This is a genomic window from Chryseobacterium sp. 22458 (genome assembly GCF_052044975.1).
Lineage (GTDB): Bacteria > Bacteroidota > Bacteroidia > Flavobacteriales > Weeksellaceae > Chryseobacterium.
On record NZ_JBQEOA010000001.1, the window covers coordinates 1103858 to 1130193 of the forward strand.

20 protein-coding genes are annotated in these 26336 nt (G+C 39.4%); 3 read left to right on the forward strand and 17 right to left on the reverse strand.

Annotation, left to right across the window (positions count from 1 at the left end; all coding sequences use genetic code 11):
• Window positions 1-5: 5 nt before the first annotated feature.
• The 17 genes from ACTJJF_RS04885 to ACTJJF_RS04965 form a co-directional block, all read right to left on the reverse strand.
• Window positions 6-2882, reverse strand: coding sequence for a TonB-dependent receptor (locus tag ACTJJF_RS04885; protein ID WP_440698876.1), 2877 nt, complete (start codon window positions 2880-2882; stop codon window positions 6-8).
• A gap of 352 nt (window positions 2883-3234) precedes the next feature.
• A complete protein-coding gene (cysI, locus tag ACTJJF_RS04890) occupies window positions 3235-4908 on the reverse strand; it encodes an assimilatory sulfite reductase (NADPH) hemoprotein subunit (protein ID WP_440698877.1) in 1674 nt (557 codons plus the stop codon).
• 40 nt (window positions 4909-4948) lie between these two features.
• Window positions 4949-6661, reverse strand: coding sequence for a diflavin oxidoreductase (locus ACTJJF_RS04895; protein ID WP_440698878.1), 1713 nt, complete (start codon window positions 6659-6661; stop codon window positions 4949-4951).
• A complete protein-coding gene (cobA, locus tag ACTJJF_RS04900; protein ID WP_440698879.1) occupies window positions 6651-7496 on the reverse strand; it encodes a uroporphyrinogen-III C-methyltransferase in 846 nt (281 codons plus the stop codon). The genes ACTJJF_RS04895 and cobA overlap by 11 nt, the downstream gene beginning before the upstream one ends.
• Window positions 7497-7519: 23 nt before the next feature.
• On the reverse strand, window positions 7520-8431 hold the full coding sequence (gene cysK / locus ACTJJF_RS04905) for a cysteine synthase A (RefSeq protein WP_440698880.1): 912 nt from the start codon (window positions 8429-8431) through the stop codon (window positions 7520-7522).
• 29 nt (window positions 8432-8460) lie between these two features.
• On the reverse strand, window positions 8461-9291 hold the full coding sequence (gene epsC, locus ACTJJF_RS04910; RefSeq protein WP_440698881.1) for a serine O-acetyltransferase EpsC: 831 nt from the start codon (window positions 9289-9291) through the stop codon (window positions 8461-8463).
• Between the two features lie 5 nt (window positions 9292-9296).
• Window positions 9297-10535: a sulfate adenylyltransferase subunit 1 gene (locus tag ACTJJF_RS04915; RefSeq protein WP_440698882.1), complete on the reverse strand. Its 1239-nt coding sequence runs from the start codon at window positions 10533-10535 to the stop codon at window positions 9297-9299.
• A gap of 107 nt (window positions 10536-10642) precedes the next feature.
• Window positions 10643-11551, reverse strand: a complete 909-nt coding sequence (gene cysD / locus ACTJJF_RS04920) for a sulfate adenylyltransferase subunit CysD (protein WP_440698883.1) — start codon at window positions 11549-11551, stop codon at window positions 10643-10645.
• Between the two features lie 12 nt (window positions 11552-11563).
• Window positions 11564-12277 (reverse strand): phosphoadenylyl-sulfate reductase, encoded by a 714-nt coding sequence (locus ACTJJF_RS04925; RefSeq protein ID WP_440698884.1) that lies wholly within the window; start codon window positions 12275-12277, stop codon window positions 11564-11566.
• A gap of 83 nt (window positions 12278-12360) precedes the next feature.
• Window positions 12361-12777 (reverse strand): RrF2 family transcriptional regulator, encoded by a 417-nt coding sequence (locus ACTJJF_RS04930; protein WP_440698885.1) that lies wholly within the window; start codon window positions 12775-12777, stop codon window positions 12361-12363.
• Window positions 12778-12943: 166 nt separating this feature from the next.
• Window positions 12944-13438, reverse strand: a complete 495-nt coding sequence (locus tag ACTJJF_RS04935) for a GNAT family N-acetyltransferase (protein WP_440698886.1) — start codon at window positions 13436-13438, stop codon at window positions 12944-12946.
• A 224-nt stretch (window positions 13439-13662) separates the two neighbouring features.
• Window positions 13663-15807, reverse strand: a complete 2145-nt coding sequence (locus ACTJJF_RS04940; RefSeq protein ID WP_440698887.1) for a M43 family zinc metalloprotease — start codon at window positions 15805-15807, stop codon at window positions 13663-13665.
• A gap of 82 nt (window positions 15808-15889) precedes the next feature.
• Complete coding sequence (locus tag ACTJJF_RS04945; RefSeq protein ID WP_440698888.1) at window positions 15890-17155, reverse strand: NAD(P)/FAD-dependent oxidoreductase; 1266 nt, start codon at window positions 17153-17155, stop codon at window positions 15890-15892.
• A gap of 8 nt (window positions 17156-17163) precedes the next feature.
• Window positions 17164-18162, reverse strand: coding sequence for a 4-hydroxyproline epimerase (locus tag ACTJJF_RS04950; RefSeq protein WP_440698889.1), 999 nt, complete (start codon window positions 18160-18162; stop codon window positions 17164-17166).
• Window positions 18159-19643 carry an aldehyde dehydrogenase (NADP(+)) gene (locus ACTJJF_RS04955; protein ID WP_440698890.1) on the reverse strand — a complete coding sequence of 495 codons (1485 nt, stop codon included), beginning with the start codon at window positions 19641-19643 and terminating at the stop codon, window positions 18159-18161. Before ACTJJF_RS04955 ends, ACTJJF_RS04950 begins: the two co-directional genes overlap by 4 nt.
• Window positions 19640-20563: a dihydrodipicolinate synthase family protein gene (locus tag ACTJJF_RS04960; protein WP_440698891.1), complete on the reverse strand. Its 924-nt coding sequence runs from the start codon at window positions 20561-20563 to the stop codon at window positions 19640-19642. Before ACTJJF_RS04960 ends, ACTJJF_RS04955 begins: the two co-directional genes overlap by 4 nt.
• A gap of 93 nt (window positions 20564-20656) precedes the next feature.
• Window positions 20657-21541: an AraC family transcriptional regulator gene (locus ACTJJF_RS04965; protein ID WP_312304948.1), complete on the reverse strand. Its 885-nt coding sequence runs from the start codon at window positions 21539-21541 to the stop codon at window positions 20657-20659.
• Between the two features lie 187 nt (window positions 21542-21728).
• Here ACTJJF_RS04965 and ACTJJF_RS04970 point away from each other — a divergent pair, with 187 nt between their 5' ends.
• The 3 genes from ACTJJF_RS04970 (at window position 21729) to ACTJJF_RS04980 (ending at window position 26227) form a co-directional block, all read left to right on the forward strand.
• On the forward strand, window positions 21729-23123 hold the full coding sequence (locus ACTJJF_RS04970; RefSeq protein WP_440698892.1) for an aminopeptidase P family protein: 1395 nt from the start codon (window positions 21729-21731) through the stop codon (window positions 23121-23123).
• A gap of 14 nt (window positions 23124-23137) precedes the next feature.
• Window positions 23138-25309 (forward strand): DPP IV N-terminal domain-containing protein, encoded by a 2172-nt coding sequence (locus ACTJJF_RS04975; RefSeq protein WP_440698893.1) that lies wholly within the window; start codon window positions 23138-23140, stop codon window positions 25307-25309.
• 312 nt (window positions 25310-25621) lie between these two features.
• Entirely contained in the window at window positions 25622-26227 is a 606-nt protein-coding gene (locus tag ACTJJF_RS04980) for a DNA-3-methyladenine glycosylase (protein WP_440698894.1), read from the forward strand.
• The last annotated feature ends 109 nt before the right edge of the window (window positions 26228-26336 follow it).

Sequence of the window (26336 nt, forward strand, 5' to 3'; positions counted from 1 at the left end):
CCTGGTCATAATTTTAAGTCATACGTAAAAGCGAGATAATATAAACCTCCGATTTCAGGCCCTGCTGCATACTGGAAGTAACGTCTGTTGAGAAGATTGGTTGCCCCCACCTTTATATTGGCATGAATCTCCGGAAGCTTCCAGGTAGCCTGTGCATCAATAGTATAATAAGCTGGAATTGCTCCCGAAGCTAAAGGGCTTTCCCACATAAAACCACTCTGCCATCTTGCCACTAATGTGAATCCTATATTTTTGAAGATTTCCCTGTTTCCTACACTCACATTCACCATCCATTTTGGAGTATTGAATGCGGTAATGAACAGATCTGAAGTATTGCTGGAAGCAAGATCATTATAAGAAACATTGGTATTGATATTATAGTTTCCTGTCACATTATACCGTACACCCAATGAAGTTCCATAGCTTTTGTAGGTGCTGTTACTGTTGGTATATACTCTGTAGCGGTCCTGCTTACTTCTGTCAAGCATAGCGAGAATGGCTGTATTACTTCCTACCTGGCTGTTTTTCGGTACAGCAACTTCTACCTGTCCGAGGAAACCTTCATAGATATTGTAGTAGAAATCCCAGTCCAGTACCAGTTTATTATTAAAGAAAACTGATTTATACCCTATTTCAAATGAATTGATCTTTTCCGGCTGTAGTTTCTGAAGACTGGCAACGGCTAAAAGCTGTTTATTATCCTGGGCTGCCTGGCTCTGGCTTTTTCCTCCGTCCATATCAGCATTCACGGCGGCGGTAAACCTGTCGATGGATGCTAAGGTATATGAATTTTCCAGATATCCTAGTCCGTCGTTCACTTTTGAAAGTCCGCCTACTCTTCTTACATTTCCGTTATTCACGAATGAAAGGGCTTCAAATAATGAAGGAAAACGGTACCCGTTTTGAAAAGAGGCTCTGAAATTATGTTGATTTACAGGAGAATATACAATGCTTATCCTCGGATTCAGCTTGGCTTCAAACTCCGGATTTCTGTCGATACGCAAAGCAGCGTTTAACTTTAATTTATCATCAAAGAAAAGCTTTGTAATCTGGGCAAAAGCTCCATATTTCTGGTAAATCACATCTTTGCCAAATGTACCGTTGGGTAAAGGAATATTTCTTTCATTGACAGGTCTGTTAAAATCAACAAAATTATTACCGTCAGGGGTAATGCTGTACAAACGGTAATCGATTCCGGCAAGGAGATTGAATATTTTTACAAATCTGCTGAAGTCATACGTTAATTCAGTCTGGTAAAAACGTGATTTCTGTTCAAGCTTAGCTCCTCCTGTTGCCGGAGCCCCTGCAATTCCTGCATTGGCAGAATCCCAGTTATTGATTCCGATAATGGTATTTTTGAGTTGCTCAAAGGCAGCTGTTCCGGGTACTACCCTATTTTTATCGGCTTCCCGGCGGGCAATAATAAAAGCATCATTAAGATTTACTCCTGCATTGATATTGTTCTGTAATGTGGCCTGAAATATATTTCTCCAGTTGGCATTTGATAGATTCGTCAGATCCAGATTATCTGCCAATGGTTTCAAGTTGTAGGAATCTCCGGTGTTTTCAATAGAAACATATGCCCTGAAAGTAAGTTCCTTTCCTGTAAGCTCTACCTTATGGTTTTGCACCGTAGCGTTTTGTAAACGAATTTTATTCCCTCTCTGAAATGTTCCGTCCAATAATCCGTAACGGTAAACGTAGGAGGCTTTCCACTGATCTCCGAAACGATAGTATAATCCCGCATCAAACTTAATATTTTTAACTTCCGGGCTTACAAGATCTTTTTCCAGATAACCGGTCCTGGAAACATTAAACGTGGTGGGTTTCCCGTTATAGTCTACTTTTACAGCAACCCTGTTGTTCCTTTCATCACCGTATTTATTCCATAGATCCTCGGCCGGATTGTTCTGTAATGAAAAATTCGGATTGGCGGTAACGAGTGAATTGGGATTCTGGTCGGTAAGATTATTGGAAAGCCAGTCTGTCCCGCTGAAGTAAGATGCATTGATCTTTACAGCCCAGTTTTTATGAATAACCTTGGCAAACCTGAGGGCACTTTCTCCCAATGAACTTATTTTATGGTTGATATTATCCACATGATTGACTCCTCCCCGGAAATAAACACTTAATCCCTGAGAAGTAAACGGATCTTTGGTCTGAAGACTTGCCAGGCCGTTGATGGCATTCATTCCATAGAGGGCAGAAGCGGCACCCGGAGTGACTTCCATAGACTGAATATCGAGCTCTGTAGGTCCTATGGCATTTCCTAATGGAACTCCCAGCGTTGCAGACTGTACATCTACCCCATCTACCAGCTGCATAAACCTGAAATTATTAGGCGAATTGAATCCCCTGGAATTCGGAATCTTTAAAGTAAGGCTGGAAGTGAGCAGCTGTAATCCTTTTACATTTTCCAGAGTTTCATAAAAGGAAGCGGCCGGGCTTTCCCTGATCGTTCTGATATCAATCTTTTCAATGGCTATAGGAGATCTTAATATTTTTTCAGGAGTTCTGGATGCTGAAATGACCACTGCATCAATAATAGTATTCTGAGGATTCAGCCCAACGGTTATTTTACTGGAAGGAGAAAGAACTTCAACGGTTTGTGGAGTATACCCGTCTTTATTGATAACAAGCCGGAACGGAATGGTTACCCTTGTTCTTATTTTAAAATTTCCAAGCGGGTCTGTGAATGAGGTATCTTCCGTATTTTCGATCTGTACTTTTACAGAATCCAGACCTTTCCGGGTTCCTGTGTTTTTGATGATTCCGCTTAATTCTATAAGCTGCTGCTGGGCTTCTGCCAGGTTAAAAAATAGAAAAGTAAAGGCGATAATGCCTGTTTTTGGTAAAAGTTTCCCCTGTTTTTTGTTTTTCATTTATCTTCATTTTAAGGTTGAGAATGAAGCTGTCTGAACTTCTATAATGAAAGTTTTCAATATTGTTTAGTATTACAGTTGAGAGGCTTAAAATTCCCCTCCTATGGAGGGGTGGCGAAAATTCAAAGAATTTTTGACGGGGTGGTTTAAGCCGTTAATAGAATAGCTGAGATTGCTTCACTTTCGGTTTGCAATGACAGTTTACTCAACTTCCATAATGGGTCAAAAATTTCAAACAGCTTTGTATGTATTGTTATCTGAGAATTAACAACACATGCACATTCGTTTGCCTAAAAGAAGGGGTTGAGTTTTTTTGTTTTTTTTCAGATCATAATGAAAATTAGCCATATAATTAATTTAAGGTATGTAAGTAACGGTATGAAAAATCACCAAAAGTTTCCTCTGTCAGTCTTTTTTGTACATAAATCCCGAAAAGCTCATCCAGAGTGGCAAGAATCTCTTCTTCGCCAAGATTTTCTTTATATTTTGTATTAAGACGCATCCCTAATCTGTCGCCACCGATGTGCAGGTTGTATTTCCCATAGGCAGTTCCCACAAACCCGATTTCAGCATTAGGAGATCTTCCGCAGCCATTAGGGCAGCCGGTCATACGGATGGTAATATCTTCCTGTATAAGTCCGTATTTTTCAAGGATAGGCTCTATTCTGGTAACCAGTGAAGGCAGATAGCGCTGTGCTTCAGCCAGGGCCAGTGAACACGTATTTAAAGCCACACAGGCTACAGAGTTTTTACGCAAAGCACTTGCTGTATTGGTATAATCCGAAATTCCGTATTCTTTTAAAATATGTTCAATTTCAGGTTTATCTTTTTCATCAATATCAGCCAGAATAAGGTTCTGATTACAGGTAAAACGAAAATTGGCTTTACCAGTCTGGGCAATCTTGAGTAATCCGGCTTTCAATGGATATTCCTGAGTATTAAGAACTCTTCCGTGCTCTACGAACAGGGTATAAAACCATTTCCCTTCATGATTCCTGATCCACCCGTAACGGTCTTTTCTTTGTTCAAATTTAAACTCTCTGGCCGGCTCAAAGCTGAACCCGGTTCTTTTTTCCACTTCGGCTCTGTACTGATCGATACCAAGTTTATCAATCGTGTATTTTAATCTTGATAATTTTCGGTCACTTCTGTTTCCGAAATCTCTTTGAACCGTAATGATCTCATAGACCGCCTTCAATACTTTTTCTTCGGTATCTACAAACCCAAGAATGGATGCAAGACGTGCGTAAGTGGCTTCATTACCGTGAGTGGCCCCTAATCCTCCTCCTGCTGCAATATTGTAACCGACGATCTGATTGTTTTCAATAATGGCGATCAAAGCGATATCATTGATGAAGACATCTACATCATTATTGGGAGGAATTGCGATTCCTATTTTCAGTTTTCTCGGAAGGTATCTGTCCTGATATAAAGGATCTTCTTCAGCCTTTCTGTCAACAATTTTTTCATCATCTATCCAGATATCATAATAAGACTGGGTTTTTGGAAGACACATTTCACTTATCTTGCCTGCCAGCTCATATGCCTGCTGATGTAATGGCGATTCGGAAGGATTGGCGGTACAGGTCACATTTCTGTTGACATCCCCACAAGCCGCAATGGAATCAAGATGCTGAAGATTGAAACTCTGAATGGTGGGTTTTAAATGAGATTTTAAGATTCCATGCAGCTGAATCGTCTGTCTGGTGGTAATCTTTATGGTTCCCATAGAATAATCTTCAGCGGTTTCATTCAATCCTACCCATTGTTCCGGAGTTAAAAAGCCACCGGGAAGCCTCAGTCTGATCATATAAGAATACAGCCATTCCAGTTTTTTAGAGACACGCTCTTCCCTTCGGTCTCTGTCGTCCTGTTGGTACATTCCATGAAATTTAATCAGAGTCTGATCATCTTCCCTTATGGCTCCGGTAAAATTATCAGTAAGGCTCTCTTTTAAAGATCCTCTGAGCCCGTTACTACTGGTTTTAATCCTTTCTACCGGGGAAAGGCTATCTTTATTGCTCATAAATTTTTTTCTTTTTTAATTTTTACAAATCTGATATTGTTTAATACACATCTTTCGCATATCTGCCACTGAGTTCCAGGTCTTCCAGATAATGAACGGCTTCTTCTTTACTGCGTTTTCCTTCCTTCTGAATAATATCCAGGAGTGTTTTTTCCACATCCCGGCTCATGGGCTCTTTAGTTCCGCATACATATAGAGTTGCTCCTCCTTCAAGCCAGTGGAAAATTTCCTGAGCTTTTTGCTCCAGTCTGTGCTGAACATATATTTTTTCTGCCGTATCCCTGGAAAAAGCAAGGTCCAGATGCGCCAGACTGCCGGTTTTAAGAAAATCCTGAAGTTCCGCCTGATAAAGGAAATCTGAGACAAAATTCCGGTCTCCGAAGAAGAGCCAGTTTCTGCCTTCTGCTCCTATGGCATCACGTTCCCAGAGGAATGATCTGAAAGGAGCGATCCCTGTTCCGGGCCCGATCATAATAATATCTTTATCGGGTTCCGGCAATTTAAAATGTGCTGCTTCCTGAATGTAGAACTCTATCTCTTCTCCTTCTTTGAATTCACTAAGAAGGCCACTGCACAATCCGTTATGCTTCTGATGATCAATAAAGAACTCCGACTTAGCTACTGTGATATGAATTTCTGTATCTCCATGAGCTTCCGGAGAAGAAGATATGGAATACAGCCGGGGAGCCTGACCTGTCAGAATCTGAAGGACTTCTTCAAATTCTTCAGCATTTTTAACCGGATAAATTCTCAGAAGATCAAGCAGACTTAAACGAACTTCCGGTATGGAATGTCCTGTTATTCTGGCATATTGTGCCACTACGGACTTTAGCAGATAGCTGATGTTAAGATGTTTGTATAAAAGATCTTCTACGCTGCCCGTAATTTTTGCCGTTTCAATGTGTTTCTTCGGATCAATACCTGTCAATGTAATAATTTCATCCACTACAGTTTTTGAATTGAACGGGATGATACCTAAAGCCGCACCAGGTTGATAGACAATGCTATCTTCCGTTTCAATTTCTATATGGTAGGTTTCTTTTTCAGAAGTAATATCATTCAGGTTGATGATCGCCGAAACTTTTCCCTGAATTTTTTTTCTTCCGGTAGAAACCTTTTGAGCTGAAACATTTTTTGTACTCTGAGCAGCATTTTTATTAACCGTTTCGAATACATGTTCTATCCAATGAGAAGCTTCCTGCTCGTAATCAATATCACATTTCTTTAATGGAATGATACGCTGGGCTCCCAATATTTCAAAGCGTGAATCTACATCTTCTCCAGTTTGGCAGAACAGAGGATAACTGCTGTCTCCCAAAGCCAGTACTCCATATTTTAATCCGCTGAGATTAATTTCATTTTCATAAATATAATCGTAGAACTTTTTGGCTAAAGCTGGCGGCTCACCTTCTCCCTGAGTGCTGATGACTACAAAAAAGAACTCTTCTTTCGCCAAATCTTTGGGTTTGTATTGGGAAAGATCAGCCAGTTTTACCTGCAGTCCTTTTTTCTTCACGATACCTGCAAGGGCTGTAGCAAGTTTTTTACTGTTCCCGGTTTCCGTGCCGTATGCCAGGGTTATTTTTTTCACGGCATTCTGTACAGGAATATCCTGTTGCTGAGGCGGAAGTGTCGCCGTTGATAATGTTCCTCCGGCAATACCTGCTAAATATCCGCTCGCCCATATCGCTTCATCACGGGAAAGATCACCGGATATTTGTTTTAATACATTTAATTTAGTTTCAGACAGCATATTCAAAGAAATTTTGAGTGGTTGGGATGAGACTTCCGTTTTCTACCGATTTAAAATAAAGACCTTCCTGCTCAGCATTTTCCAGCCATGAAAACTCTTCATGCAAATTGACCACCCTGCCAATCACGACCAATGATGGTGAGGCGAAGTTTTTGTTGCCAAAACGGCTATTAAAATCATCAAAAGAAGAGGTATACACTTTCTGATAAGGAGTTGTAGCCTGTTCGATCACTGCTATTTTTTTGTCGGCAGAGACTCCAAGTTCATTGAACTTCTCTACAAGAGCCGTAAGATTTCCTTTCGACATATAGAAAACAAGGGTATCACCGGTTACAGCAAGTTCTTTCCAGTAATTTTCATCAAGGATTTCTGACTTATAATAGGTGAGAAACCGTACAGAAGTTGAATATCCTCTTGCTGTTAAAGGCATCCCTGCAAAAGCTGCTGCTCCTAAAGCTGCTGTAATTCCCGGAATGATCTCATAAGGAATATGATTATGCTTTAAAGCCTGCAGTTCATCCAGAATATTGGAGAATATGGAAACATCACCTCCTTTGAGCCTTACAATGGTTTTATTCTGACGGGCATACTCCACCATTAAGGTATTGATATGAGATTGGGGAGTAGATGCATTTTTGCTGCATTCTTTGCCTACGTAGATCACTTCTGTATTGTCATTGGCGTAAGTTTCCAGAATCTCAGGACTTACAAGGCGGTCACATAAGATGACATCTGCTTGAGAGATGGCTTTTACTGCTTTTACGGTAATCAGTTCAGGGTTGCCGGGCCCTGCACCGATAAGGTAAACCTTTGGTGATTTTATATTTGTTTTCATTGAAGTCTTTGTTAGTTAAGGATTTAGAAGAGTCCTTCTACAGAAAGATACCTTTCTCCGGTATCATAATTGATGGTAAGGATTTTAGCGTTAGATGGTATTTCAGGTAAATGTTTTGCAATGGCTGCCAAAGCTGCTCCTGTAGAAACTCCTACAAAAAGGCCTTCTTTTTTTGCAGCATCGATGGCATATTGATAGGCTTCGTCCTTTCCTACTGTGACAACTCCGTCTAAAAGGGTGATGTCCAGTATAGAAGGAACAAATCCGGCTCCCAATCCCTGTAACGGGTGCGGTGCAGGGCTTCCTCCGCTTAGTACGGGAGATAGCTCCGGTTCTACGGCAAATACTTTTACGTTGGGATATTTTTCTTTTACCGTTTTTGCAATTCCTGTGATATGGCCTCCGGTTCCTACTCCTGTGATGATGTAATCCAGTCCGTCCGGGAAATCATTTAAAATTTCCTGAGCAGTGGTTTCTACATGTACTTGTACATTGGCAGGGTTGTCAAACTGTCTCGGAATCCACGAATTGGGTGTTTCTTCAGCTAATTCACTGGCCTTTTCAATAGCTCCTTTCATTCCTTTTTCTCTTGGAGTAAGAACAAATTCAGCTCCGTAAGCTTCCATGATCTTCCTACGTTCAATACTCATGCTTTCCGGCATTACCAGAATAAGCTTGTATCCTTTTACTGCAGCAACCAATGCCAGTCCTATTCCTGTATTTCCGCTGGTAGGCTCTATGATGGTACTGTCTTTATTTAAAAGTCCTTTTGCTTCTGCATCCTCAATCATTGCCAGTGCAATTCTGTCTTTAATGCTTCCGCCGGGATTGTTTTTTTCAAGCTTGATCCAGACTTCATGATCTGAACTGAACAATGTATTGATCTTTACAATGGGAGTATTTCCGATTGTTTCTAATGCATTCTGAAATTTCATATCAATATAATTTTTATTTTTTTACTATTTTAAATAACGAAGGTTAAAGATTCCGGCAGGGAGCTGTTATCTTTTATTTTTATTTCACTTTTATGGTAAACCAGAGAATTGGCCGGAACATCCTGAGTGATCCATACATTTCCTCCTATGACACTTTCTTTGCCTATTGTTGTATTTCCTCCTAAAATAGTTGCTCCCGAATAGATAATCACATCATCTTCAATATTAGGATGTCTTTTCTGGTTGGCCTTTTCTTTGGAAACATTTAAAGCTCCGAGGGTTACTCCCTGATAGATTTTGACATTGTTTCCGATAATGGTTGTTTCTCCGATCACAATTCCTGTTCCATGATCAATGAAAAAAGATTTTCCAATGGTGGCTCCCGGATGAATATCAATTCCCGTTTTACTGTGAGCATATTCTGAAATGACACGGGGCAGTATTCTTACCTTCTGCTCCCAAAGCTGATGCGAAATACGGTATACATACGTGGCAAAAAACCCGGGATAGGCAAGATATACTTCTTCCAGAGATTCTGCAGCCGGATCAAATTCCAGGATTGATTTTGCATCCAGCACCAATTGATCATAGAGAACGGGTAAGGCTTTGAAAAACCGGTTCACCTGTTCTTCAGTATCTTCCTGGGTTTCTGCTACAGCATCAATAAGGGTGGAAAATGTTTCCTGCAGGGTTTCAAAACTTTTCTTCAGGTGATCTTCCGTATTGTCATTCTGTGGAAGAAAAAGAACTTCATAGAGGTCTTTTACCCATTTCTTAGTCTTCACTTTATCAAAGAATCCGTGGGTATTGTTACTTTTGCTTTGATGAATTTTTTCAATTAAATTATCGGAAATTGCCATTTTTTCTATTGAATTATACAGGCTGCAACAGTTGAATTAGAAGTTTCATCTACCAAAATTGCAGACCCTGTTGTTTTATTATTGATAAAACTGTCATAGACCAAAGGTTGTGCCGTTCGCAGCGTAACTTTTACAATTTCATTCAGTTTGATTTCACTTTCTATAGGTTCACGGTTAAGCGTATTGACATTGATCTTATAGTCTACCTCTTTCACAATGGCTTTTACCAGTCTGCTGTTTTGCTGCAGCAGGTATTTATTGCCGGGCTGAAGCGGTTTCTGATCAAGCCAGCACAGAAGAACTTCCAGATCTTTTTCTACGGCCGGAAGCTCTTCTCCGGTTGCAAAGAGATCTCCTCTGCTGATATCCAGATCGTGTGTGATATGAATAACAGCCGGCTGACCTTCGAACGCTTCTTCTTTTTCTACGCCATGGATTTCAATTTTAGAGATCTCACTGGTTAAACCTGCCGGAAGAATCTGAATCTCATCTCCTTTTTTGAATGTACCGCTCAGAATCTGCCCTGCATACCCTCTGTAATCATGCAGATCTTCTGTCTGAGGGCGAATGACATACTGCACCTGAAAACGGCTTCCATTATTTTTTTCTTCGTGTAAAGTTACCTCCTCAAGATATTCCAGAAGTGATTTTCCCTGATACCATTCTGTTCTGGATGATGTGGTGACGATATTATCTCCTTTCAGTGCTGAGATTGGGAAATAGCTTACGTCATTCAGTCCAAGATTTTCTGCTATTTTGGCATAGTCAGACTTTATGGTTTCAAAGACTTCCTCCGAATAATCTACCATATCCATTTTGTTGATGGCTACGGCTACTTTTTTTAGTTTTAATAATGAAGCGATGATAGAATGTCTCCTGGTCTGCTCAATCACTCCTTTTCTTGCATCGACAAGAATGACCATCAGTTCGGAATTGGATGCTCCGGTAATCATATTCCGGGTATATTGTACATGGCCCGGAGCATCAGCAATGATAAATTTTCTTTTTGCGGTTGAAAAATAGCGGTAGGCAACATCAATGGTGATTCCCTGCTCTCTTTCTGCACGCAGACCATCCGTTAAAAGGGCAAGGTCTACTCCGTCTTCATTTTTATTTTTAGAATGTTTTTCAAGGACTTCCAACTGGTCCTGTAAAATACTTTTGCTATCGTAAAGCAGTCTTCCGATAAGGGTACTTTTACCGTCATCTACACTTCCTGCTGTTATAAATCTTAATATATCCATCCGATTTTTGTTATAAATAATGAGTAATGGGCAATGAGTAATATTTTGATGTTTAAGTAGTAAATACGGTGTATCCGATTACTTATTACTCAATGCTGATTGCTTATCTAAAAATAGCCTCCTTTTTTCCTGTCTTCCATGGCCGCTTCCGTTACCCTGTCATCGATACGGGTTTCTCCTCTTTCGGAAATTCTGGTGGCAACAATTTCTTCGATTACGGCATCTATTGTAGCTGCGCTGGATTCTACGGCTGCGGTACAGGTCATGTCTCCTACCGTTCTGTAGCGTATTTTTTTGGTGGCAATAATATCTCCCGGTTCTAAAAGCACATAAGGTGAATTCGCCAGCCATTGTCCGTTAAGGTCTACCACCTCCCTTTCATGCGAGAAATAAATGGATGGCAATGCAATTTTTTCTTTGCGGATATAATTCCAGATATCAAGCTCTGTCCAGTTGCTGATCGGGAATATCCTTACATTTTCTCCTTTATGGATTTTTCCGTTGAAAATGTTCCAAAGTTCTGGACGCTGAAGTTTAGGATCCCATTGTCCGAATTCGTCACGTACAGAGAATATTCTTTCCTTTGCACGGGCTTTCTCCTCGTCTCTTCTGGCTCCTCCGATGCAGGCATCAAATTCAAATTCTTCTATGGTGTCTAATAAAGTGTAGGTCTGAAGCCAGTTTCTGCTTGGGAATTTTCCTTTAGATTCGGTTAACTTTTTACTTTTTATGGTATCCTCAACTTTTCTTGCTACGAGATTCACATTCAGCTGATCTACCAGCTGATCACGGAATTCCAATACCTCAGGGAAATTGTGTCCGGTATCTACATGTACAAATGTAAAAGGGATTTTCCCATGAAGAAATGCTTTTCTTGCTAGGTGAGCGAGTACAATACTGTCTTTTCCTCCACTGAATAATAAGGCCGGACGTTCAAACTGACCTGCTACTTCTCTTAATATATAAATAGATTCGGCTTCTAACTGATCTAAATAATTTAACTGATATATTGACATTTTTTTCTTTTTTTATTGATGAATATGCAGACCGCATTCTTTTTTGTTGGCATCTTCCCACCACCAACGGCCTGCTCTGAAATCTTCTCCTTCTTTGATCGCTCTGGTACAGGGCTCACATCCTATGCTTACAAATCCTTTTTTATGAAGGTGATTGTAAGGTAAATGATGATCTTTAACATACGCTGTCACCTGTTCCGTCGTCCAGTGAAGGATGGGATGAAATTTGATGATCTTATTATCCGGATCCCATTCTAATTGAGGCATATTCTGTCTGTTGGCAGAGTGTTCAGATCTCAGACCTGTGATCCAGACTTCATAGCCTTCCAGTGCTTTTCTTAAAGGATGAACCTTTCGGATGGTACAGCATGCTTTCCTTTTTTCTACAGATTGATAGAATGAATCCGGACCATTTTCTGTAACAAATTCTCTGAGCTCTTCCATATCCGGATAATAGGCTTTGATATTCTTTTTAAAGAAAGCCTTTGTTGAAGTCCAGGTTTCGTAGGTCTGCTCGAAAAGTCTTCCCGTATCCAGGGTGAATATTTCAATATTTAAATCTTTAATCAGATGAGTGATGACCTGATCTTCGTAACTGAAACTGGTTGAAAAGATCACTTTACCAGGGAATCTTTCAGTCAGTATTTGCAGTGCATTGGTTTGAAAAGAAGCTTCATCAGCCTCTTTCACAAGTTTTTCGAATTCATTTTCCAGACTGTTATTCATTTTGAATTGAGATTTAAGTCTTGCAAATATATACAAAATTCTATAACTCCTATCAAAATAGTAGAATTTAAATAAAATTTTTTTTATTTCTTTGTAATAAATTTAGTAAGAGTGGCTTCCATCATGCTTTTTCTGGTCTTTTCACGAACAATCATCAGTTCTTTTCTCAGATAACAGACTGCTTCATCTACACAGTCGTCACAGGCTTCATAGAAATTTAAAGACACACATGGGGTAAGGGCAATAGGCCCATCAAAAATACGGTAAATATCTGCTAATGACACCTCATCGGGTGATTTTAAAAGATAATACCCTCCTACTTTACCCTGTTTGCTGTTGACAAGTTTGGCTCTTTTAAGCTCTAGAAGAATCTGTTCCAGAAATTTCTTGGGAATGTTTTCGTCCTGTGCAATAACGGAAGTTGGCAGAAAGCCCTGGTTATAATTCCTTGCTAATCTGACCATTGCTTTAAGCGCATATTTGCAACGTTTCGACATCATAATTCCTGCAAGTTATGATAAATTATCTGATAAATGAAATGTTTTGTGATGAAGAAGTTTTTGATGTGGATGCTGTGAACCACCCCGTCAAAAATTCTTTGAATTTTCGCCACCCCTCTACAGGAGGGGAATTGCAAGACCTTCGTTTGTAATTTGAGACACAAGTTTACTCCTTCTGTAATATAAAATAAGCCAGTTCTCTGTCTTCTCGCTCAAGATTTTCAACTCTACTGAAACCGCTTTTTAAAAGTACTTTTTGAGACCCAATATTATCCAGATCGGTTACTGCCACGATATTTTTCTTATGATTAAGTGAGGAACAATAGTCAATAAGTGCTTTACAGACTTCTGTACCAAGTCCTTTTCCCCAATAATTTTCGTCTAAGGTATACCCTATTTCTATCTGTTCCGGATTGTCCAAAAATACTCTGGCAAGGCACATTCCCACAAAATCATCAGTTTGGATGTTGAATATCCCCCATCTACTGAATGGTCCTTCTTTGTAGTCTGCCAATGCTTTATCAAACATTTCTTTATACTCCTCATGAGTTTTGTAAGGCAGATAGCGAGTAACGTTTTCATTGTCAAAAAGATTGGAGAACAAAGGAAACTCTTCGGGCGTAAATTCACGGATAATGATCGTGTCATTTTTATATTTCATAGGAATGAATAGAATGTAAATGTTTAATACATGAATAAAATTAGGTAAATAAATCTGAAATTATGACTTAATACCCATTTAATATAAAAAATGGGCTTAAAATAAACCGATCATTGCTGAAAAAAGAAGATGAGCTCATTGAGCTCATCTTAATCCTGTACCATATCAAAAATACAGGTAAAATATGGATGTTTGACAAATTTCTAGCGATATACTGTTTGATCCTATTTTTTAATGAATTTCTGAGAGGATTTCCCTAAAGAAGTTTCAATATCAATTAAATAAGTTCCGTTCTGGCAGTTTTTAAGATCAACTTTATGGCCAGTAACCGGAGCATTAATCTTTCTTCCGGACAAATCATAAACAGTAACTGATTTAATTTCTCCTTTTGTTTTAATATTCAAAACATCAGAAGCCGGATTAGGATAAACAGAAGTTTCCGGGCCTGTTGTCGGAATATCTTTATTGGACAGTATATTACAAGGCGTTGTGATGCTGCCAAATGGTTGTGTGTTGTATGCAAACTCAGTTACAGAATAATTTGAACCATTTGCCCCCACACTCAGTTTGAAATAACCGTTAATGCTGTAGCCATCGAATTGATTTCTAAAACCAACATAAGCTGTTTTTCCGGACCAGGTAGTATAGGTAGGAGTATACACATCCAGTTGTCCGGGAGTACCAAGTGGATACCCTATATTATTTGCATTAGTGATGGTAGTACAGGCTGGAATTAAACTGATATTTCTGGTTCCTGTTTCGCAAACTAATCCTTTCCAATAAGTTTCCAATTTTAACTGATTGGCAGCATAATACCAGGCGCCATATCCTGCATCATCACTAAGTTCCGGGTTAATGATAAAATATTTCCAAGTTGCTCCGGAGTTGGTTGTTACTGTTGTTGCTGTTGGATTGGCATAGCTTTCTAATGGAGTTCCGGTCACTATTTTATAAGGATCTTTATAAGAGAAAGTTAATGCTAAAGCTGTTGTTGATCCTAATGAAGCTGCTCCACCTGTTATAGCTGGATTCAGGAACGTAATTGATGAATTCAGGACCTGACTTTTTGGATGACTGGTTGCCGCGCCATTTATGGTAAGTGTAGCAGTAGTAGGGCTTGTAACTACTATACTTGCAGCTAGTCCTGCTGGTAATGAAGATGTGAAATGGGTTCCCGAAACAAGAGTTGTTCCATTTGGTACAGCAAATGTTGCTGAATTTAATGTAATTGTTGATGTAGGAGCAGAGGCTACTGTTCCATCTAATGACACTGCTCCATTATTGTTTAAGTTTTCTGTAAATGTACTGTTGCTAAGTGTTAACCTGGGCGGAGTATTGGCAACTCCGGTTGCTGCTAAATTGGCAGGCTGCCATAAATTTGTTCTTGAAGGATGATTCAATGCGGCTATCATTCTGTTGACCTGCCCAATGGTAAACATTTTATAACAACCGGCAGATCCGTTGTATCCCATATAGTTTTCAACGTTTACTTTCTGTCCAAGACAATTGTTGCCAGCTGTACATCCTAATCCGGAAGAATTATTTTCTACAGGGGTGTCTGCAACTCCATCACCATCATTACCAGGATTTCCGGTTGAACAAAGAACATTGAACGTGTGTTGAAGATTGAGCCAGTGCCCAAATTCGTGAGTGAATGTATCAGAAAACTCATTTGAAGCTACTGTTCCTGCAGCATTGAATATATAACGTCCATTATAAACAACTCTGGCTGTATTTACTGAAGTCATGTATGAATCCGGATACCAGGCAACTCCTGAGTTATATAGGTCTTTATCAGCATAAAGATCATTTTGGATATACACATTCATATACTTTGTATTATCCCAGGCATCTGCACCAATTTGTGCATCATACCCGCCACCATTGCCATATCCACCTTTGAAAGGATGAAATACCACTCCGCTGGTTGCTTTTCCGGTGGGGTCAATTTTAGCTAAACGGAATTCAATGCTTAATGAACTTCTAATGGATTGGAAGTCAGGATCTACAGTATTTGAATCAGTGTTAATTCCATTGAAATTTAAGTTGATTTGTTCCAGTAAGTCAACTACTTTTTGGTAATTTACTTTTACATCACTTTGAGATTCTCCGTATACATGGAAAACCACAGGGATGATGTAGGTTGGGTTTTTGATACTGTTACTCAATGATCTTTTGTCTGAACCCATTTTTTTTATGAAATCTTGAGTATATTTCTCAAAATTTTCATATTCAGCCTTAGATTCAGGATGCCGCTCAAAATGTTTTTTCATCATTTCATCAGCTTTACACTCATGAGGTCTTTTTTCTTGTGCAAAACCTATTATTGGAAATAGGGAAACAAGTGCTAGTAATTTAAATTTTTTCATAAATTTTTGGATTTGGTTGTTAATAAATTATTTGAATAATCAAATTGTTTTGTGCTTAACTTTATGTGGTGTGTGGTGTTTTTTAACTAAATCTTTCAGGGTTGAATATCTTGATCTCAACCGTTGGCTTTTGGTCATTGGCAATTTCGGAGACCGTTTTCCCGAAAACAGGGCCGAGACTTAATCCCATCATTCCGCCGCCACCAGCAATAATGAGATTCTTTAATTGGGAAGACCTGCCTAAATACGGAAGACCGTCCGGAGCGCAGGGTCTGTATCCAAACCAAATTTCAGATTCTTTGGGTGTTTCAACCTGAAAATCGGGTAAATATTTAGGAATGGACTGAACGATTCCTTCCACCCTTTTCATATTAATTTTATCCTTATGGGAGGCCAGCTCCATCGTTCCGCCAAAACGGATCTGCCCGTTCATAGGAGTTACTGCTACTCTAGCCTCAAGCAATAAGGCGGCATGTTCTAATGTATTGAGAGGATTTTCCGGTTGGTGCATGAATGAATATCCTTTCCCGGGCATTAATTGAATTTTAATCCCTGCTTTTTGAGCAAGTTCCGGCAAGAATGAGCCTCCCGTCATGATATATTGGTCTGCCGTAAATTCTTTACCATTGGCAATAACTGTTTTAATAGTATTTCCAAAAGTTTTAAAGCCTGTTACCTGATGATGAGTATGAAAAATGACACCATTATTTTTAAGATAAGAGATCATTTGTTTCATCAGTTTCATGGGATTCATATGACCATCGCATTTATAATTCACTCCACCCATTACGTCCAGCCGGGCATTGGGTTCCAGTTCCTGAATTTCTGATCGATCGAGAATATCAACAGGTAATCCCATATTGATGGCTTTGTAAGCCAGTTCGGTTTCCTCTTCTGCTACTTTCTCTGTTTTATAGAGCATTAGGATGCCATTTTGATTGAGCTCAAAATCAAATTCATCTTTTTTGGCAATTTCATTATACAATTTGCTGCTAGCAAGATTAAGATCCCGGATGGCAGCAGCAGAATGATCAACATGTTTCTGGTTGGAATGTTTCAAAAACTTCAATCCCCAGGATACCAGCCTGGAATTGAGTGAAGGTTTTACATAAAACGGACTTTTACTGTCGAACATCCAACGGATTCCCTGAGCAACTACGCCCGGTGCTGCCAATGGGGTAAAATGGCTGGGTACAATCATTCCTGCATTTCCATAAGAACAATTGTTGGTAAGATCATTCTGTTCCAGAATTTCCACCTGCCAGCCTTTCTGTAAAAGATAATACGCTGAGCTTAATCCTGCTATTCCTGCACCGATGATCAGTGCTTTTCCTTTATTCTGTGCCATACGCTTGTTTACATTACCTGAAAACCCTGCCAGTAAGGATCTTCATCATCAATAATAATCTGATTGTACCCGGTAATTCTTGCCCAGCCTTCTACTGACGGAATAATTGCGGGCCTTCCATCTAAAGTAGCGGTCTCTTCAATTCTGCCGATAAACTGGGAACCGATATAGCTTTCATGAATGAATTCTTCTCCTTTCTTCAGTTTTCCCTTAGCATACCATTGAGCCATTCTTGCAGAAGTTCCTGTGCCGCATGGAGAACGATCCAGAGCATTTTCTCCTACTAACACTGCATTTCTTCCACTGGCTTTAGGATCTGTAGGATTGCCTGTCCATTGAATATGACTTAATCCGCTAATATGTTCAATTTCAGGATGGAAGAATTCATATTTTTCATTGAGTAATTTTCGGATAATCTTTCCATAATGGATGAGCTGGCTGGCCGTAAAATCAGAAATATCTCTGAAATTTTCCTGAGGATCGATAATGGCATAAAAGTTTCCGCCATAAGCTACGTCAGCCCTTATTAATCCAAGATCCGGACATTCAACTTCCAGGTTTTCTGCATACAGAAAAGACTTTATGTTGGTGAGTTTTACTGATTTTACTTTTTTTCCTTCCTGTACGTAATCAATGAGAATAAGACCTGCAGGAGTTTCAAGTCGTAATTTCCCGGGAATTTTAGGAACAACAAGGCCTTCTTCAATGGCAATGGTAACGGTTCCGATTGTTCCGTGTCCGCACATAGGAAGACATCCGCTGGTTTCTATATATAAAACTCCGATATCATTATTTTCATCAGCAGGAGGATACAGAATACTTCCGCTCATCATATCATGACCACGGGGCTCAAACATTAATCCCTTTCTTATCCAGTCGTATTCTTTCATGAAATGAAGACGGCGTTCCATCATGGAATTTCCTTTTAAAATGGGTGCTCCTCCTGCAACAAGGCGTACAGGACATCCACAGGTGTGAGAATCTATACAAAAAAATGTTCTGTTCATATTGTCTGTAATTTTAATGATCCTGAATTGACTGCTCCATCTACTATTCTGCTGATTTGTAATGGGTTGTCATTCTTTAGCTCTTCCGGTAAAAATTCATCCGGCCAATTCTGAAAAGAAATAGGACGGACAAAGCGTTTAACAGCATCCGGTCCCACAGAAGTAAAACGGGAGTCTGTAGTGGAAGGAAACGGCCCTCCATGCTGCATAGCATACACAACTTCAACTCCTGTAGGCATTCCGTTGAATAATAATCTTCCGCATTTATCTCTCAGAAGATTGATCAGCATCGTATTATCCCTTACCTCTTCATGGGTAGCGGCAATGGTGATGGTTAGCTGCCCTTTTAACTGCTGGGTGATCTTCGTTATCTCTTCGTCTGTTTCACACGCTACAACAATACCAAACGGGCCAAAGACTTCTTCACTCAATACAGGATTATTGAGGAAGGTTTCGGCATTTGTCTTTATCACTGAAGCACTTCCCTGATTATTATCTGCTTCTGATGAAGCAATTATTTCAACATCTGTCTGTTGTGTTGCCCTATTTCTGTTTTTTTCAAAACTTTCAAATATCCCTTTGTGAAGCATTTTAGCAGGAGCCATGTTTTGAATTTCCTCTTTTAATGCCTTGATAAAACGGTCAAGAGGTTTTCCTTTCAAAGCAATAAACACTCCCGGATTGGTACAGAATTGTCCTGCTCCTAACGTTAAAGAAGTACTATATTCTTTGGCTAATATTTCTGCCTTGGTTTCAAGGAGGTTTTGAAAAGCAAATACAGGATTAATGCTTCCCATTTCCGCAAATACAGGAATAGGGTTTTCACGACGGTTTGCTATATCAAACAAAGCTTTTCCGCCCTGGAAAGAACCGGTAAATGCTACAGCCCGGATATCAGGATGCTGGGTCAGATAAGTTCCGATCTCATAGGATGTTCCGGTAATATGGCTAAAGATCCCTTCAGGCCATCCAAATGCATTCACAACTGCGGTGATAGCATCCGCCATCATTTGTGAAGTCTTAGGATGTGCCGGATGTGCTTTTATAATGACAGGGCAGCCTGCCCCGATGGCACTGGCAGTATCTCCTCCCGCAGTAGAAAATGCAAAAGGAAAATTACTGGCTCCGAAAATCACTACAGGTCCGATGCCTACATTGTATTTTCTGAGATCTCCTTTTTGTTTTTCAGGCTGGGCAAGATCAATTCGGGCTTCTGTATATGTCCCGGAAGCAACAGCTTTAGCATAGCTTCTCCATTGTCCTACAGTTCTGGCTTTTTCACCAATTAGTCTGGCTAAAGGCAATGAAGTTTCGGCATGAGTAACAGCTAAAAGTTCTTCTCCCAAAGATTCAATCTGATCAGCGATAGCATTCATAAATTCTGCCCGTTCAGTGACGGTCGTGCTTTTAAGAAACTGAAAGGCGTCAGTAGCCTTCTGGATTCTTTGATCAATATTTTGTGTTGATGTTTCTTCCATCATAGCTGTATTTCTGGAATTAATAGTGCCGGACGATTAGCTCTGCCTTCTTCAATGATTTTTTGAATTTTTTCAGCTTCCTTTCCATGAAGTTCAAGACGTGGAGCTCTGACATACGGATTGCTTATCCCTTCTGCTGTTGCGGCGAGTTTAATATATTGGATAAGCTTAGGGTGAATATCCAGCTCCAGCAATGGCATAAACCATCTGTAAATTGCTACTGCTTTATCATATTCATTGGCTTTCACATGGTTGTACATCGCCATGGTTTCATTAGGAAATGCATCTACAAGACCTGCCACAAGACCGTCTGCTCCAAGCATCAGGGTTTCCAGACAAATCGTATCTACCCCACCAAGAATTTTGATCCTTTTTCCGAAACGGTTGATCATTCTGGTTACGTTCGCCAGGTCTCTTGTTGATTCTTTTACAGCCTGAATCGTTGGATATTCAATAAGCTCCTCAAACATTTCAAGGGAAACATATATTCCATAATCTACAGGATTGTTATAAATAAGGATAGGAAGATCGGTAGCGGAAGCCACGGCTTTAAAATATTCAACAACCTCATGGTTATCGGCTTTGTAACGCATAGGAGGAAGAAGCATCAGGCCGTCTGCCCCAAATTCTTTTGCTTTCTTGGCGAAGTTCACTGCATTTCTGGTGGTGTTTTCAGAAAGATTAAGAATAACAGGAATTCTACCTTGTGTTATCTTTTTTGCATATTTCAGCAGTTCAAATTTTTCTTCTGTTTCCAAAGCACTGGCTTCTCCTAATGTTCCTGCAAGGATAATTCCATGAACTCCTGCTTTAATCTGGGCTTCTGTATTGACAGCAAACATTTCAAAGTCTATCTCACCCTCTTTTGTAAAAGGCGTTAATACAGCAGGAAAAATACCTTCCCAGTTTAGTTTTGTACTCATATCAAATAATATTTATTCAAAACTAGCAGAATTTCAAAACGGTAAATGTTAATATTTTAATAGGTTCTAACCGTATTTTAACATGTTGTTTTTTTATTGCTCTATGGTAGCCTCTTTATAATGCTTCAGATATTCCTTAGGTGAATATTTCATAATGGATTTGAAGACCCGGTTAAAATTGGTAAGGCTATTGAAACCGCTGTTAAAAGCAACAGATGAAATACTGTACATATTACTGGCAGTTAATAGTCTGCAGGCCCGTTGTACACGAAGTTCATTGAGGTATTCAATATAAGTAATGCGGGTACGTTTTTTAAAAGACCGGCAAAAAGCCTGAGGTGTCATGCAGGCTTCTTTGGCAATAAGGTCAAGGGTAAGTTTATGTTGGGCAAAATTTTTCTTAATAAAATTCTGGGCATCTATAATTCTTTGGTCCGTATCAGAAATATGATCCGGAAGCTTCTTTTCTGAAGATAATGGAATATGAAGATGTCTGTTTTGCATAAGATGATTTAAAATCCTGATAAAATCGATAATCTGATCTACTCCTTTTGTTTTTTGCAGCGCAGCAATATCTTCTGCTATACTTTTTTTAAGCTTGGCTGCTACCTGGAAACCTACTTCCGAATGACCGATGAAATTTTTAAGTTCCTCAAATTCAGGTAAATCGAAAAATGCAGCAATCTTTTTGTGAGGATCAAAGAAAATAGAGATGGCATGAACCTTCTGCTTTTCGTTTTTCTCAAAATTACCCCTGAAAACATGGGATTGATTGGCTCCGAGATAGAAAATATCACCAGCCTCAAAAGTAAAGAGATTCTGTTCTATGGCCAGTGTTCCGTGCCCTTTAAGAATCCACATGATCTGTGTTTCTGTATGACGGTGAAAATAAGGATAGAAATTAGGCATTATATCTTCCTGAATGCGGATGCTTTTATTGGTATCAGCAGGGACAGAAAACTGGAGACTCTTCATCATAATATGAATGCTTTACCGGGTTATTAGATTACCAAGGTTAAAATATTGCTGAAGTTAAGCAAAATATGAACATTGAATATCATATTAAAATACAAATTTTACATATTCTTAATTTTAATGAATAAATAGCTATAAATAGTACAAAATCGTAACTTTAAACTTTTAAAATAAAAAGTATTCATAATATATGTTTTCAGCACAAACTTATCAAGACAGAAGGTCAGTATTACAAAGAAATGTGTCTAACGGAATCTTATTATTTCTTGGAAATATAGAGAATCCTGTGAACTTTGAACACAATCCTTATTATTTCCGTCAGGACAGTACCTATTTATACTATTTCGGAATTCAGGAACCCCGCATTGCAGCGATTATTGATATTGATGAAAATAAGACCATTGTTTTCGGAGATGAACTAAGTATCGATGATATTGTATGGATGGGTAGACAGGAAACCTTGAAAGAGAAAAGTCTGAAATCCGGAGTACAGGAAACTTTACCTTATGAAGAGCTTTCTCAATATATTGTAAAAGCAAAGGCTTCAGGAAGAAAAGTACATTATCTTCCTCCCTATCAGTCTTCCAATAAAATTGTACTGGGAGACCTTCTTGGGATTAAAATTACAGAACTGCAACCTTCTGTAGAAATGATTAAAGCTGTTGTAAAACAGCGTTCCATCAAAGAAGCTCAGGAAATTGTACAGATTGAACAGGCAGTGAATGTGTCCAATGAAATGCATTTATTAGCAATGCGTACCGCAAAACCAGGAATGAAAGAATATGAAATTGCGAATGCGATCCAATATCTTGCGGCCAACAAAGAATGCCAGATGTCTTATCCTCCGATTGTGACGATCAACGGAGGAATTCTGCATAATCATTATCGTCTCAATACCATGAAAGAAGGCGATCTTTTCCTGAATGATTCCGGTGCGGAAACTGCTATGGGATATGCAGGCGATCTTACGAGGACGTTCCCTGTAAGCAAGACTTTTACAACGAAGCAAAAGGACATGTATGAAGTAGTTTTAAATGCTTTTAATCAGGCGCAAAACCTTTTGAAGCCGGGAATACGATTCAAAGATATTCACCTGAAAGCATCACAGCATCTGGTAGAAGGGCTTATTGATCTCGGATTGATGAAAGGAAATCCTGAAGATGCGGTTAAGAATCATGCTCATACCCTATTCTTTCAGTGTGGGCTCGGGCATATGATGGGACTTGATGTACATGATATGGAAGATCTCGGCGAGCAGTATATCGGTTACACGGAGGAAGAACCTAAAGACACGAAAACATTCGGACTGAAATCTTTACGTTTAGGAAAAGCCCTTGAATCCGGATTTGTAGTAACCGTTGAACCAGGTATTTACATAATTCCGGAACTGATTGACATCTGGCAGTCGGAAAATAAAAACGCAGACTTTATTAATTATGATAAAGTAAATGAATACCGAAATTTCGGAGGAATCCGTGTAGAAGATGATTTCCTTATTACTGATGATAGCTACAGGCTTCTCGGGAACGGACTGATCAAGACCGTTAAAGAAATTGAAAATTACAGAGCTGAACATCTGGCTTAATTCAAATAGTATATATGAAGAACATAAAAAAACTAACAGCCATTGCATTATATTTTCTGTGCCTGTCTCCATTGGCAGCACAAAAGATACAATGGACTTCCGATGGCAATGCTTATTACTCATTCACCAAAAATGGTATTGAGATTGTTGATGTATTGAACCCCGGGAAAAACCAGACTTTTTTAAGCACCAATGAACTGATTCCTGCCGGTAGCACTAATCCGTTAAAGGTACAAAGCTTTCAGATAGCTCCTGATGGGAAAAGCTTACTGCTCTTTACCAATACTCAAAAAGTATGGCGTGACAACACCCGTGGGGACTACTGGATTTTTGACAAAAACACAAAAAAACTCTCCCAGCTTGGAAAAAGTTTACCTGCTGCTTCACTAATGTTTACGAAGTTTTCTCCGGACAGCAAAAAAGTGGCTTACGTATCGAAGCATAATATCTATATTGAAGATCTTGCCAACAATCAGGTTACCCCGGTTACCTCTGATGGAACAGACAGAATGATCAATGGTACTTTTGACTGGGCTTATGAAGAAGAATTTGGTACTCAGGATGGTTTCAGATGGTCTCCCGATGGAAGCAAAATTGCCTACTGGAAGCTGGATGCCCGCAGTACAAAGAATTTTCTGATGATTAATAATACGGATAGCCTGTATTCATTTACCGTTCCTGTAGAATATCCGAAAGTAGGCGAAAATCCGTCGGGATGCAGCATCTGGTTTTACGATCTGGCGGCTAAGTCTTCAAAGAAAGCAGATATTGCAGGTGATGAAGTACAAAATTATATTCCCAGAATGGAATGGGTGCTGGATTCTCAATCCGTTATTTTGCAGCAGCTGAACAGAAAACAGAATCAAAGTAAAATTATCATTGCTGATGCTGCTTCCGGGAAGAGTAAAACCATCCATACGGAAACAGATGCTGCATGGATTGACATCAAATCCCGATGGAACAGCAATGATCCGAGTGGCTGGGATTGGATTGACAATGGAAAAGAATTCTTATGGCTTTCTGAGAAAGACGGATGGAGACATATTTATAAAATAGATATGAATGGAAAGGAAACATTGATCACCAAAGACGCTTTTGATGTTATAAAACCTGAATTTTTTGATATTCCGAACAAACAGATTTACTTTTTAGCTTCGCCTGATAATGCCGCTCAGAAATATTTATATAAAGTAAGTATGAAAGGAGGAAAAGCGCAGAGATTAACGCCTCAAGCATATTCAGGCTCTAATCAGTATACAATATCACCCAATGGCAAAATTGCAGTGTTTAATAACAGCAGTGTACATTCACTCTCAGCAGGAGCCATTGTATCACTTCCTGATCATAAAGAACTGGTTGCAGCAAAAAGAACGGTCAAAGCTGATCCTGCAAAACCTAAAGCAGAGTTTTTCCAGATCACAACGCAGGATGGGGTCACATTAGACGGATGGGTGGTAAAACCTAAAAATTTTGATCCCGGTAAAAAGTATCCTGTTGTCTTCACTGTATATGGCGAACCGGGATCACAAACCGTGACCGATAGTTTCTACACAGGCTGGAATTATTTATATACAGGTGATATGGCTGAAGACGGATATCTTTATGTTTCTCTGGAAAACCGGGGAACTCCTGCTCCCAAAGGACGTGAATGGAGAAAATCGGTCTATCGTAAAATAGGACAGCTTAATATTCGGGATCAGGCAATGGGAGCGAAAGCTTTATTTGCAAAATGGCCGTATGCAGATACATCCAGAGTTGCTGTATGGGGATGGAGCGGCGGAGGTTCTTCCACCCTTAATCTTTTAGGACAATACCCTGATATTTACCAGACCGGGATTGCGATTGCTCCCGTGGCCAATCAACTGTTCTATGACAATATCTATCAGGAAAGGTATATGGGACTTCCACAGGAAAACAGGGAAGATTTTGTCAACGGCTCTCCTCTTGCCTATGCTAAAAACCTGAAAGGAAACCTGCTGCTGGTGCATGGTACGGGAGACGATAATGTACATTATCAGAATACGGAAGTATACATTAATGAGCTGGTAAAGTACAACAAACAGTTCCAGCTGATGTCATACCCTAACCGGACGCATTCTATTAGTGAAGGAGAAGGAACATCACTGCATCTGGCTACCCTGTTTACAAAATACTTAAAAGAACACTGTCCTCCGGGAGGAAGATAAAATAAAGAACCAAAGTCTCGCAGTAATGTGAGGCTTTTTTATTGGATCTTCGAAATTGTTGAATTAAAATACATCTGATATTAATAAAAAAACTCCCCGGATTGCTCCAGGGAATAAAAAGTGTCAAAACCTATATTTTTATAGTGGTGTGAATGATGTTGTCATAAAAATAACAATGGATATGCCAAATACATCACTTATAGTTGAAAACGTGCTTTTTGTGGTATCTTTTGTGCTCATTCCCTTTGTTCTCCCTTTATTTTAAATAAAATATCATTAATTTTGATTGAATAACTGTTAAAACGATTCATTTTGAAACTGCCGCTCTCCTATTATGCTGATCAGGATGTTCTTTTTCTGGCTCAGGACCTTTTGGGAAAAGTCCTTTTTACAGAAATTAATGGTGCCGTTACTGCCGGGATTATTGTAGAAACAGAAGCTTATTTTGGAGTAAAGGATAAGGCTTCGCATGCGTATGGAGGCAGACGGACAGACCGTACGGAAACATTATACAGTCATGGCGGGGTATCTTATGTGTATTTATGCTATGGAATTCATCATCTCTTTAATGTGGTAACTTCAGTGGAAGATGAGCCTCATGCGGTACTGATCAGAGCTGTAGAACCATTGATTGGTAAAGAAACAATGGAGTTCAGACGCAGTATGCCGGCTTCCAGAGCTGCTATTTCTTCAGGTCCGGGTTCCGCGGCAAAAGCTTTGGGAATCGATAGAAACTTTAATAAAAAAGATCTGACAGGAAATGAAATCTGGATAGAAGATCACGGAATTCGGTATGATCCTGATGAAATTATAGCAGGTCCCCGTATAGGGGTTTCTTATGCACAAGAAGACGCTCTCCTGCCCTGGCGTTTCTTTGTGAAGGGTAATAAATATGTGAGTAAACCTAATAAAGCCTGAACAATGCTTTCTGAAATAAAAACAAAAATGGCTTAAGAGCAGATACTCATTAAGCCAGATCATATTCAATGCGAGAATATTCAACCAACCACATTTATATTTCTAATTA

Excerpts from the sequence above, each read along its gene's own strand:
- ACTJJF_RS04885 (WP_440698876.1), bottom strand. The coding sequence starts at position 2,882 with ATGAAAAACAAAAAACAGGGGAAACTTTTACCAAAAACAGGCATTATC.
- cysI (WP_440698877.1), bottom strand. The coding sequence starts at position 4,908 with ATGAGCAATAAAGATAGCCTTTCCCCGGTAGAAAGGATTAAAACCAGT.
- ACTJJF_RS04895 (WP_440698878.1), bottom strand. The coding sequence starts at position 6,661 with ATGCTGTCTGAAACTAAATTAAATGTATTAAAACAAATATCCGGTGAT.
- cobA (WP_440698879.1), bottom strand. The coding sequence starts at position 7,496 with ATGAAAACAAATATAAAATCACCAAAGGTTTACCTTATCGGTGCAGGG.
- cysK (WP_440698880.1), bottom strand. The coding sequence starts at position 8,431 with ATGAAATTTCAGAATGCATTAGAAACAATCGGAAATACTCCCATTGTA.
- epsC (WP_440698881.1), bottom strand. The coding sequence starts at position 9,291 with ATGGCAATTTCCGATAATTTAATTGAAAAAATTCATCAAAGCAAAAGT.
- ACTJJF_RS04915 (WP_440698882.1), bottom strand. The coding sequence starts at position 10,535 with ATGGATATATTAAGATTTATAACAGCAGGAAGTGTAGATGACGGTAAA.
- cysD (WP_440698883.1), bottom strand. The coding sequence starts at position 11,551 with ATGTCAATATATCAGTTAAATTATTTAGATCAGTTAGAAGCCGAATCT.
- ACTJJF_RS04925 (WP_440698884.1), bottom strand. The coding sequence starts at position 12,277 with ATGAATAACAGTCTGGAAAATGAATTCGAAAAACTTGTGAAAGAGGCT.
- ACTJJF_RS04930 (WP_440698885.1), bottom strand. The coding sequence starts at position 12,777 with ATGATGTCGAAACGTTGCAAATATGCGCTTAAAGCAATGGTCAGATTA.
- ACTJJF_RS04935 (WP_440698886.1), bottom strand. The coding sequence starts at position 13,438 with ATGAAATATAAAAATGACACGATCATTATCCGTGAATTTACGCCCGAA.
- ACTJJF_RS04940 (WP_440698887.1), bottom strand. The coding sequence starts at position 15,807 with ATGAAAAAATTTAAATTACTAGCACTTGTTTCCCTATTTCCAATAATA.
- ACTJJF_RS04945 (WP_440698888.1), bottom strand. The coding sequence starts at position 17,155 with ATGGCACAGAATAAAGGAAAAGCACTGATCATCGGTGCAGGAATAGCA.
- ACTJJF_RS04950 (WP_440698889.1), bottom strand. The coding sequence starts at position 18,162 with ATGAACAGAACATTTTTTTGTATAGATTCTCACACCTGTGGATGTCCT.
- ACTJJF_RS04955 (WP_440698890.1), bottom strand. The coding sequence starts at position 19,643 with ATGATGGAAGAAACATCAACACAAAATATTGATCAAAGAATCCAGAAG.
- ACTJJF_RS04960 (WP_440698891.1), bottom strand. The coding sequence starts at position 20,563 with ATGAGTACAAAACTAAACTGGGAAGGTATTTTTCCTGCTGTATTAACG.
- ACTJJF_RS04965 (WP_312304948.1), bottom strand. The coding sequence starts at position 21,541 with ATGATGAAGAGTCTCCAGTTTTCTGTCCCTGCTGATACCAATAAAAGC.
- ACTJJF_RS04970 (WP_440698892.1), top strand. The coding sequence starts at position 21,729 with ATGTTTTCAGCACAAACTTATCAAGACAGAAGGTCAGTATTACAAAGA.
- ACTJJF_RS04975 (WP_440698893.1), top strand. The coding sequence starts at position 23,138 with ATGAAGAACATAAAAAAACTAACAGCCATTGCATTATATTTTCTGTGC.